We start from the raw sequence: 10,851 nt of genomic DNA, 5'->3' as shown, positions 1-10,851 counted from the left end.
GGGAATTACGTGACGGCGGGGGGGGAATTACGTGACGGACAACCCCTCAGACCTGGGGAATTACGTGACCGCTGACATCCATGTGATGGTGGCTGATGATGTTAGCGACAGCGGCTTCTGCGTGGGCGATGAGGATGCGTTCTTGCTCGAGCTGCAGGTCTTCACCGGTTTCGCGGTAGAAGTCGTTGAGATGTTCATACAGCGCTGTTTCGCCCCCGGTTAGCCCGCCGGGGATGGCGTAGTTGGGGTCCTGGCTGGCGGTGGAATGGCTGAGCCGGGCGTAGCGCTCTAACGTGTCGAGGTCCATCAAGATCGAATCGGCGTTTACACCCGCGCGACGCAGCGCAGCGAGGCACTGCAACCCCGCCCGGTCGATGTCGCCCCAGTAGATCACCTTGTCGGCGGTGCCCAGCCAGGTCAGACCAGCGAGAATGGTAGCGGCCTTCCCGAGACCGAAAATTACGGCCAGGCCGTCGATGTCGACCGTGAAGGTGTGGCCGAGCTCGGCGTTCTCAGCGATCAACAGAGCCCGAGGGCGCAGGGCGCTTGCGTTTAGGACGGTGATAGAGGCCGCGAACCGCTCCAGCCCGCCGGCTGCCGCACGCAGCCGCGGGCAGCGCAGCGCGACATTGACCGTCGTTTCCGGGGCCTTCAGCCCGATGTGGTGCTGCAACTGAGTCAATGCGTCGCCGCTGACGCGCGGCGCGTCAGGTGGGCGCATCAGCGCCAGGATCAGGTTGGCGTGCTGCTCAACCCATTTCGTGTTCACCCTGGGGATGGGCAGTTGGCGGATCATCATGTCGGCGACGGGGTTTTCCGACAGATAGTCAACGACCCTAAGCGCAGCCGACCACTCTGTTTCGTCGAGGGCCGCGATCGCTCGGGCTGTGGCCAATCCGGCCTGTTCTGGTGTGTCCCAGGCGACGTTGGGGTTGGCGGCAGCCTGCTGCAGGCGGGTGACCGTACGCTCGAAAGTTGCCTTCACCGCGGGGACGGTGTCCAGAGCTTCCTGGGCGCTGGAGATGACCAGACGATTCGGCCACCGGTAGGTCCCCATGCCGGGTGCTCGCCGCGAGACCCACTCGACGCTGCCCGGGATTCGATCACTCTCCCGGGCCCATCGTCCGGCCCAGTTTTGAATCGCCAGCAGGTCCAAGCCTGGTTCGCTGATCGACGGTGGTCGAAGCCGAATCCTATAGGGCCAGCGGCCGCGGCCGATCGCCCACTCGACCCAGCGAGTTTCAACCCATGCCTGCAGTTGTGTGATGGCCTGCTCGATGGTGATCATCGTGCGGCCGCACCGCTGCGAGCGGCGGCGTGCTCATCTCGTTGCTGCTTGAACTCGGTGATCGGCATTGCCCGGGCCGAGGCGGTGGGACCGGCAGCGCTGGCCTCGGCGCGCTTGGATACCATCACGACGCTGTCGATATAGGGCTCAATTGTGTTGGCGTTCTGCAGGGTTGACACGATCACCAGCTGGAATCCGAACTTGCGGAACGCTGATAGCGCTTGGTGGGCGAACTGCGGATCGGACTTGCTGAATGCTTCGTCAAGCATGAGTTGGGCGAACACCGGCCGCAGGTCGTCGGTGTCGGCTTTGGCCAGGTTGAAGCTCAGCGCGCCGGCCAGGCAGAAGGCCATGAGCTTTTCTTGCTCGCTGCCGGAGCTGGCGTTGGAGTTGCTGTGGGTCCGGATGACGTCTCCGGCGTCGGTTTCCTCGATGCAGTAGAACAAGAACCGCTTGCGCACATCCAGAGCATCGCGGGCCCAATCCCGGTCTTCGGGCTGGGTGCCGCCGAGCTTCTGGCGCAGCCGCAGGATGTCGGTATATTGGTCGAGGATGGCTTGCGGGTCGCCCGCGGCGACCTCTGCGGCGCGCCGGTAGATGGCGGCAACTCGTTCGTTGAACTCCTGGACTGCCCGCAGCTGCTTCGGGTCGGCACGCAGCGTCAAGCGAGTTCCGTGGTTGAATTCCACTGCGCGCAAGCCGGTGTTGACCTTGGCGATCTGTCGTCGGATGCTGTCTTGCTCGTTGTCGGCCAGGAATTTCAGGTTGCCGATGGCTTCCGGGGCCTGTGTGGTGATCAGCTTCATCATCTGGTCATGCGCTTGTGGTAGCGCGCGTTCTTCGATGCTGCGACACAGAGCCACGTAGTCGGCGACCTTTGCGTCAAAGTCGGTGCCGTCGTTGGGAATTGCGTCAGGAAACTCGACGTCGAAGTTGGTGATGATGTTCTCCAGCGCTCTGCGCGCTTGGTTGCGGTTGTCGTAGAGCCGTTCTCGCTCGGCCTTGACGCGATCGGTTAGGGCGTCGCGCAGGTCGGACGGGTCCAGCAGGTTCAATTCGACCCGGCAGTCGGCCGTGTACTGGTCGAGGGTGTCCTGCGGGGCGCCAGGTATGGTGGCGGATTGCCTGCGCTGCAGTAGCTCCTCGATGCCGGCGAGCTCGGTGCGGAGATTGTCGCTTTCTTCGATGGTCTTCTTGACCGTGCCGATGTGTTCGCTCAGCCCTTCGACGGCCTGTTTCAACTGGTCGGCCTGCTCCTGTAGCGCGACTAGATCCGGGTTTTCGTCCTCGAGCGTTCGGATTTGGTTGTCGATGCGGTCCAACTCGGCCTGGGCCGTGGCGACGTCGACCTCGCTCCAGTGAGTAAAGCCGCGGATTTCTTCGCAGGCGCGCAGCCGTTGCCGGTGTTCCTCGAGTTCGTCTTCCTTGCTCGTCATCGCCAGGTGCGCGGCTTCCAGCCGTTCGGTGGCGGCGGCGAGATCGTGTTCTAGCGCATCGATTTTCATCTCGATGTTGCCGAGGAAGATGTAGGAGGATGCGGTGATTGGGCGGCTGTCGTCCTTGCGTGCCGACTTCGGCCCGGTTGTGGTCAGCCCTTGGTCGGTTACGGCCCTGCGATGCGCGCCCAGCTCGTCGGGGCTGTCAACGCATGTGTAATCACCGGTGTCGGTGAGGAAGTTCAGTGCCTCGGCGGCGCACTCGTGCTCCGGGCGCACCAGCCGAAGTTTGTCAGCGAGCGATCCGGCCGAGGGTTGTCGTAGGTCACCGTGTTGCGCATTGCGTAGGCGGATCAGGGATTTCATGTTTTCGGCGTTAACGATCTGCAATACGGCGCGGTAGTGCCGTTCAGGCACTAGCAGCGTCAGGCCGGCGCTGTGGAGTACCTTTTCCACCGCGACACGCCAGCGATCCTGGTCGGGTTTCAGGTCAACAAGCTCGGCCACGTAGGGCAGCTCATCTTCGGACAGCCGCAGCGCGTCGGCGATGCGTGATCGTGCCCCAAGTGCAGATCGGGTCAGCGCTGAGCCTTTCTGGCGGACGCGCTCGAGATCGCCTGCTATGGCTTGGCACTCTTTTTGGGCGTCGCCGTGGGCCGTGATGGCGGCGTGATACTGAAGTTTGACCGCAGCAACTTGGGCTGAGATTTGGTCAGCTTCGAGATGCAAGTCCTCCCGCAGTGAGGCGAAGTCGTGGGGATCATCCGGCGGCGGATAGCCGAGCCGGTAGACCGCGTCGTCGTAGCGGTTGCGGCTGTCGGTCACCCGATCGAGTCGCTCTTCAGCCACACCGCGCTGGGCGCGCAGGGGCTCGATATCCCTGTTGGCGGCGGTGATCTGCCCGATCAACTGCGTGCGTTGGCGATCCAGGCGGGCGCGGTCACCCCCCAGGCGCGTCTGTACTTGGCCCAAGTCGTCGATTTCGGCGTCCAGGCGCGCGATTTCGGGTCCGATGCGTTGCTTGCGTAGCGCGTCGAGGTAGTCGGTGATCATCTGCGAGTCGATAACGTCGAGTACGCCGATACGTCCGGATTCGACGGTGTAGCGCAGCTGGTGTTGTTCGATATCGCCGAGGATGCGCCGCTTGTCTCGGGCCACTTTGAGGATGTTGCGCGCTTGCACAAGGGGGTCGATCTGCTTGAGCGCCTCGTCGGCTTCCCTGATGCTGTTGGGTTCATCCAGCATGAATTCCCGCACGAACTGGTCGAGGCTGCCGACACTCTTGAGCGACTTCGCCTTGCCGAGCAACAGTTGGGCCGCATCAGAGTTGACGATGCCGATTGTTGCGTACAGCCGTGATAGATAGTGCAACTCGCTGTCACCGCCTCGCCAGCCCTGCTCGGTGAAGACCCTGCTGTCGAAGGTGCGCTCGGCCCACGTGTTGCACAGCTCGCGAATGTCGTGGGCGCCGCTCTTGAGGTAGTAGCGGTGGTCGGTCCTGGCGGCGGTTGCGGTGGGAAACCACCGCAACACCACACCCGTGATCGCGTCGCCAGACAGCGTGCTGTAAGTGAGAGCCACTGCCGACCAGGTCGGGCCGGCACCGCGTAGGTACATGGGCCTGCGCGTTGGGCCTTCCTGCATCTCGGCCCACGCTCCGCGCACGTACTTGTCCACGGTGCGCCGCCCCGCCGAGGACCCCATGGCGGTGTTGTCGCCGGATGCGTTGAAGTTACGCCGGTTGTGGGCCAGGAACCCCAGCGAAATCGCGTCCAGCAGTGAGGATTTGCCGCTGCCGGATGCCCCGGTGATCAGCGTTCCGTTCGCACTGAAGTCGATGCGGTGATACCCGTCGAACACACCCCAGTTGATGACCTGCAGGCAGGTCAGGCAGAACTGGTCAGGCCCGGGCCGTGTCGCGATCACTGGTCGGCCTCGGAGTCGCCATCACTGCCGTCACCGTTTCGGTTGCCCCGAGCCGCGATCAGCGCGGTGAATTGAGCCTGCAGCTCCTCGATGCGAGACGCTGTCATGATCGACAGGACCACCGGGCTGACGGTAAAGGTATCCTCGTCGTCGGTTTTCTGAAGGACGTCGACCTCGTCGAGCTTCCTTATCGCCTCGGTGATGCGGTCGGCGAACCGCTTCTCGTCGCGGTCGGTCGGGTTGTCCACCACCGCAAACAGCGCGTGGATGTCGTCGCGGCTGATCAACACCCGTCCGTCAGGGGCCGCGCGCATCATCTTCGCCAAGTGCAGTGCCAGCACAGAGTCGTACGTGTTCAGGGTTTCCTTGCGGAGAAGCTTTCGGTCCCACCGGGATTCGTAGTCGGCCTGTTCGACGTAGGCGTACTCGATAGCATCGTCGACAACGAGGACCAGGTCCAGTTCGGACAAACGTGAGGCCAGTTTGCGCCGGTAAGCCATCAGCCAGCTCCACAACTCAGGGTGCTGTTCGTTGCTGATGTAGCGCCGCGCCAACAGATTTTGCAGCGCCCAGCACGCGCGGTCGCCGAGTTCACTGCAGTCTTGCTCAAAGCGGGGTCTGCGCTCTTCTGACAGCGGCCCTAGGCCGTCGGCGTCAACGGTGGGCAGCGACGAGAAGTCGATAAACGGCCGGTCGGTCATGTCAGCGACTCCAGTTCCAGCGGCACGGGTTCACTGAACACCAGCGCCGGGATACGTACCGCGCGGTCAACCGAATCGCGGGACCGAAACCGCACCACCGTCGACTCCCCGACCTGACCGTCGTGGTCGGTGGGCTGGCCTAGCGCCCACGACCACAGCACCGCGATGTCACCCAAGTGCGGTTCGTCAAGCATTGACACAACCCTGGGCAACGACACCCGGCCCAGGGTCCGCACGGCCGAGTTAACCAGGCCGGCCAGGTGGGGAGCATCGACTTGGCCGGCCAGTTCGGCCAAGGCCCATTCGTCGAGGACCGGCTCGGCCACCCCGGCCGGTTCCGGCGGGGTCGGGTCATCTATCCGGAACTGCAATGCGCCCACCGACGTGATGGCCGGCTTGGCCAGCGGGATCGGCTTGCCGATCGGCGAATCCGAGAGCGAGACGCCTAAAAGGCAGTTGGCCGTGTCGATCGCCTCATTGAGTTGGCGCGCCAGCCCGCGGTGCTGCTCGAGGCTGCCGGATGCGACGAATCGCTTGATACGCTGCGCGCAGCGTTGTTGGATGCGACCCACCTCGGCGATCTGCTGCTGCACCAGCTCGAAAAACCGCGAAAGCACATCGCGCAGCCCCGGATCTAGGGATGGCAGATGGTGCGCCACCGCCGCGGTGTCGGTCGCCAACCGTTCCCGCTGTGCGGGGTCTTGAACCATCCTCGTGAACGAGGTGTAGGAGGCGAACTCGCGCGACTTGAACATCGCCTCGTGGTCGTCGAAGAGTTTCTGCTGGCGCTGCCGATACTCGCGATCGGACTCGTCGGGGTCCAGCAGTTCGCGGGTGGTTCGATTGAGCATGACGCCGTATTGGCCGATGTTTGCGATCACCTGCTCCATCTGCAGGATCGTGTGTCTGGCCTCATCCTCGACGTCTATCGGGTTCGGCTGCGGCCGCTTGCCGCGCTCGAGCTCGTCAAGCTCGTCATACAGGGCCTGGATCTGGGCTTCGATGCCAGCGCGGATCCGCTCCGGATCGTTGCTCACCTTTGTCGCCACTCGTTTCATCGCGGCAGCGATCGCCGCCATCGACCCGCCGGTGGCTACCCGGTCTTCACGTCGAAGCCGCCGCGTGAAATCAAGCACCGCCAGGGCCTCTGGTGTGAGGTGGCAGATGGTGCGCACCGTGCCACCCGCGGTGTCCGGGAGCCGGTACAGCCATCCCGACGACGCCCACTGCGCGATCATCGCCCCAACGTTGGGTTCTGCGGCTCCCGCGGTGGCGCCCATGGCCTGCAAGTCCGCTTCAAAACGGCCGATCAGGTCGCTTTCGGCGACCTTGATACCCCGGTCGAGATGCCGCTCCATCAACGTCAAATAGACAGCGAGGTTCTTGGCGGCCAGCAACCGAACCGACGCGTTATCACGCACCTTCTGATTGGCGTCATACAGCGCTGCTACCGCGCTCCTACCATACGGCTCCGATCTCGGCAAACTATTCCCTACGACAGTACTGGGAGGTGCCGACACACGTCCTCGGCTCAGGGGTTCTGGGTCGCCGAGCGGCCCGATCGCAGAAACGGTGCAGTGCAGCGCAGCACGCCACGAGGAACTCAACAGCTTAGTGAGAACACCGAAGTCGGAGCGGTGAGGTTCCGACACATTCACCGGTTCCTACAGCACCGCCTAACGGTGATATTATTTCGTTAATCTCCGTTAGCGCACGTGATGCTGGAAGGTTCGGCGCCATGACCGCAGATGAGCTCGACCAACTCTTGCTAGACCGCTTCAACTTGCGCCGCTCCGACCTGATCGCGGCACTCAAGACGCTCCCCGCGCACCGGCCGTGGGCGGCCACACTCACCACCGACGAGGCCCAGCTACTCGATGACGCCGGCTTCACCGAAGACCCCGAAGCGTACGCGGAGATCGCAGCCGACGTGACCGCCCACATGGCCAGCCTGTACAGCACTGCCTATACCGCCGCCGAGGTCAGAGAAGGACTGGGCGTCAACGAATCCCGCGTGCGGCAGCGCCGCCTCGCCCGCACGCTCTGGGCCATCAGCGACGGCGGCACGTGGGTGTACCCCGCGATTCAGTTCGAGATCGTCGACCGCGGCCGCGACAAGCCACTCACGCTCAAGCAGGTCCGCGGCCTCGACGCGGTGCTACCGGCTCTGCTCGCCAGGGAGCTGCACCCCACCGCGGTAGCCAGCTTTCTCATGACCCCGCAGCCCGATTTGCGAATCGATCGTCAACCGAAGTCGGTGCGGGAGTGGCTGTTACACGGTGAATCCGTCGAGCCCGTACTCGGACTGATCGACATCGGCAAATGGGCGACGACTTGACCGTCGACCCCATGCTGCCAGACCCTCCGCCACCGCACGTACTGCGTTCGCTCGGCATCGACGATGACGAGATGCGCGCGATCGACGTCAACGAGATCTGGTGGCGCGTTCATCGCACCGAGGGCGAGCACATACTGGCGTGGAACGCACTGCGCACTTTCGGGCCGGTGCTGCGGTTCGACCCCCACCCCCTCCCAAAAGGTGAACATGTGCAGCATGGCGTTTGGTACGGAGCCTCAACCCCGTGCGCTGCACTCGGCGAGGCCTACCAAGTGGACCGGACCATTGACCGTGAACGCGGCCGCCCATATCTAACCGGTTTGTCATTCACCCGCCCACTCACGCTCCTCGACCTAGCCGCCGACAGCCAGGGAGCGTGGGCCACACGCGCCGGCGGCACCTTCGCCATCTCGACAGCCCCGCATACCGTGACTCAGCAGTGGGCGCGGCACATCAGAGAGGCATTCCCCGACCTCGACGGCCTGCGCTACAACAGCCGATTCGCTGGCGACCCATGCCTAGCACTATTTACACCGGCCACATCGGCGATGGCGGCCCGGCCGCGCATATCGCTGCCCCTGGCCCATCCCGATCTAGCCAGCCGCATCGCCAGCGCAGCGAAACGCCTCGGCTACGGCGTGATTTGACACAGGAATGCTGTGGGGATTCCCGACTCCCACTGCGGCAAGTCGGCGCCGAAGAATCCGACGGCTTGTGACAATCGCCGACCGACCCGTCACTGAGAACGCCCACGTCGCAGCGGTCATCTTCCGACACATTCACTGACTTCCTACAATTTTATTTCCGACACCGCCCACCTGCGCCGACGGCGATAACTTCGAACGCGCCGTGTCGCCGCGATGACGCCTTCGTGAATAGGTGGCGGGGGGTTGAACCGAACCGTACGGTCGCCGTCGTGCACATGTGCCCACCATTTTTCCACCAGCAAGGGCAAGCGCTGTGACGCCCTTGCGCTCCCGATCATGAACGCTTCGAGGCGTAGCCGGTGGCAGGAGTGGGCCGCGCCGCTGTGGCTCGGGTGCAACTTCAGCGCATGGACGCGGCTGCTGATCCGCAACCGTCTCGCCGTGCATTGGAGCCGCTGGCACTACGCGATGATCTACACCCCCCTCAGCGTCGTCAACTCGATCCTGGGAATGCTGCAGACAATCGTCTTCGGCCGCCGGGTCGCCGAGACCGTGATCGTCGACGCGCCGATCTTCATCGTCGGGCACTGGCGCACCGGAACCACCATGCTGCACGAAATGCTGGTGCTGGACGAGGACCATACCGGTCCCACAACCTACGAATGCATTGCGCCGCATCACTTTCTGTTGACCGAGCGGTTCGCCCGCTTCGCCGAGTTTTTGACGTCCAAGCATCGGGCCATGGACAACATGGATCTGAGCCTGGCGCATCCGCAGGAAGACGAATTCGCGTGGTGCATGCTCGGCCTGCCGTCGCCGTATCTGACCATCGCGTTCCCGAACCGCCCCACCCAGGACACCCACTACCTGGACATGGACCAGCTGAGCCCGCGCGAGCTGAATAGGTGGAAGCGCACTCTCTTCCGGTTCGTTCAGCAGGTGTACTTCTGCCGCCGCAAGACCGTGGTCCTCAAGAGTCCGACGCACAGTTTCCGGATCAAAGTGCTGCTGGAGGTCTTTCCGCAGGCGAAGTTCATCCATATCGTGCGGAATCCGTACGTCGTGTACCCGTCGACCGTCAACCTCTTCAAGGCCTTTTCCCGCGTACACGGCCTGCAGCGACCGACGTTCGACGGCCTGGACGAAACGGTGCTGTCCACCTACGTCGAGCTGTACCGCAAACTGGACGAGGGTCGCGAAATCGTCGACCCGTCAAGGTTTTACGAAGTCCGCTACGAGGATTTGGTCAAAGACCCGGAGGGCCAGCTGCGCCGCCTGTACGAGCACCTGAAACTCGGCGACTTCGAGTCTTACCTGCCGCGGCTGCGTAAATACCTGTCAGACAAGGCGACCTACCGGACCAACAGCTACCCGATGACGAGCGAACAGCGCGCCGTTGTCAGCGAGCGCTGGGGCGAGTTCATCGAACGGTACGGCTACGCAGCGCCCGAGCATGCGCCGGCCGAACCCGCGAAGACGGCACTGGCGAGGTAGTCAGCGGGACGCGACCTCTTCGATCAGGTCGAGCACCACACGGGTCGCCGCGCTCATCGACCTTGCCGCCGAGGTGGTAACGAACAGCCGCCATTCCAGGTCATAGTCGCTCACCCGTAGCGTGGCCAGCCCGAAATCGTCGATCTCGTCCAGGATGGTCCAACTCAAAAACCCGATGCCCAGACCGTTGCGGATGTAGGTCGCCGCCGTACCCAGATCGGCGACCTCCACCGTCACCGTCCGCTCGACGCCGGCTGCGGTGAACGCATTGTCGATCACGGTCCGGGTGCCATACCCCGGCTGGCTGTCCACGAACGACATTCCGGCCAGCTCCCCCAACTCCACCGAATCCCGTTGTGCGAGCGGGTGATCGGCGGGCACCACCAGCAGCAACGGAACCGCGGCGACCAGCCGGGCGTTCAAGTCGGCCGGCGGCGGCCCGGTGAACACCAAAAAGGCCACGTCGAGATCCCCGTCGCGCAGTTGGCTGGCCAAACCGGCAGACCCCGAGCTGGCCGCGCGCAGGTGGACGTTGACCCCGGGGTGGCGGGTGTGCAGCTCCGCGAGCACCGTGGGCATGTCGATCACGCTGATCGACGTCAGAATCCCCACCGTGACGGTGCCGCGAATCGAACCGCGGGTGGCGTTGACGGCGTCTTTGGCCGCGCGGGCGGCGTCCAGCGTCTCACGGGCGCGGGGGCGCAATTCCGCGCCCGCCGCGGTGAGCTCCACCCCGCTCGAACCGCGGACGAACAGTTCCGCGCCGAGCTCACGCTCAAGGGCCTTGATCGTCGCCGATACACCCGATTGGACGACGTGCAATTTCTTCGCGGCCTCGGTGAAGCTTCGGTTATCCGCGACCGCAAGGAAATATTCAAGATGGCGAAGCTCCACACAGCTATTATCACCGCAAGTGCTAACGGCCATCAGAACATGTCGTTGGCCCAGATACAGCAGGTGATCGTAGCGTCAATTTCGTCGAGCGTGCTGACCGCCCGGCGACTTGACCCAACCCCCAACC

General features: G+C 63.7%; 8 protein-coding genes. 3 read left to right on the top strand and 5 right to left on the bottom strand.

What is annotated here, in order from left to right:
* Window positions 1–46: 46 nt before the first annotated feature.
* From AWC25_RS18190 to AWC25_RS18175, 4 genes are read right to left on the bottom strand one after another with little or no spacing between them, the layout of a single operon-like run.
* Window positions 47–1,288 carry a Wadjet anti-phage system protein JetD domain-containing protein gene (locus AWC25_RS18190; RefSeq protein ID WP_085167217.1) on the bottom strand — a complete coding sequence of 414 codons (1,242 nt, stop codon included), beginning with the start codon at window positions 1,286–1,288 and terminating at the stop codon, window positions 47–49.
* Window positions 1,285–4,650 (bottom strand): ATP-binding protein, encoded by a 3,366-nt coding sequence (locus tag AWC25_RS18185; protein ID WP_244899545.1) that lies wholly within the window; start codon window positions 4,648–4,650, stop codon window positions 1,285–1,287. The genes AWC25_RS18190 and AWC25_RS18185 overlap by 4 nt, the downstream gene beginning before the upstream one ends.
* Window positions 4,647–5,351, bottom strand: coding sequence for a DUF4194 domain-containing protein (locus AWC25_RS18180; protein WP_085167216.1), 705 nt, complete (start codon window positions 5,349–5,351; stop codon window positions 4,647–4,649). Before AWC25_RS18180 ends, AWC25_RS18185 begins: the two co-directional genes overlap by 4 nt.
* Window positions 5,348–6,772: a DUF3375 domain-containing protein gene (locus tag AWC25_RS18175; RefSeq protein ID WP_244899544.1), complete on the bottom strand. Its 1,425-nt coding sequence runs from the start codon at window positions 6,770–6,772 to the stop codon at window positions 5,348–5,350. Before AWC25_RS18175 ends, AWC25_RS18180 begins: the two co-directional genes overlap by 4 nt.
* A 317-nt stretch (window positions 6,773–7,089) precedes the next feature.
* Between AWC25_RS18175 and AWC25_RS18170 the strand changes: the two genes are divergently transcribed.
* From AWC25_RS18170 to AWC25_RS18160, 3 genes are all read left to right on the top strand, one after another.
* Window positions 7,090–7,689 (top strand): hypothetical protein, encoded by a 600-nt coding sequence (locus AWC25_RS18170; protein WP_069401387.1) that lies wholly within the window; start codon window positions 7,090–7,092, stop codon window positions 7,687–7,689.
* Window positions 7,674–8,336 carry an RES family NAD+ phosphorylase gene (locus AWC25_RS18165; protein WP_069401388.1) on the top strand — a complete coding sequence of 221 codons (663 nt, stop codon included), beginning with the start codon at window positions 7,674–7,676 and terminating at the stop codon, window positions 8,334–8,336. Before AWC25_RS18170 ends, AWC25_RS18165 begins: the two co-directional genes overlap by 16 nt.
* A gap of 336 nt (window positions 8,337–8,672) precedes the next feature.
* Window positions 8,673–9,830, top strand: coding sequence for a sulfotransferase family protein (locus tag AWC25_RS18160; RefSeq protein WP_085167214.1), 1,158 nt, complete (start codon window positions 8,673–8,675; stop codon window positions 9,828–9,830).
* Here the strand turns inward: AWC25_RS18160 and AWC25_RS18155 are convergent, their stop codons facing one another.
* The gene (locus AWC25_RS18155; RefSeq protein WP_085167213.1) at window positions 9,831–10,724 is read right to left on the bottom strand and encodes a LysR family transcriptional regulator; all 894 of its coding nucleotides are present in this window, start codon (window positions 10,722–10,724) and stop codon (window positions 9,831–9,833) included. It abuts the gene before it with no gap.
* Between the last annotated feature and the right edge of the window lie 127 nt (window positions 10,725–10,851).

It is taken from the genome of Mycobacterium sherrisii (assembly GCF_002102355.1).
GTDB lineage: Bacteria > Actinomycetota > Actinomycetes > Mycobacteriales > Mycobacteriaceae > Mycobacterium > Mycobacterium sherrisii.
The sequence above is the reverse complement of the archived record's forward strand: the minus strand, read 5'-3'. Positions and strand labels throughout refer to the sequence as shown.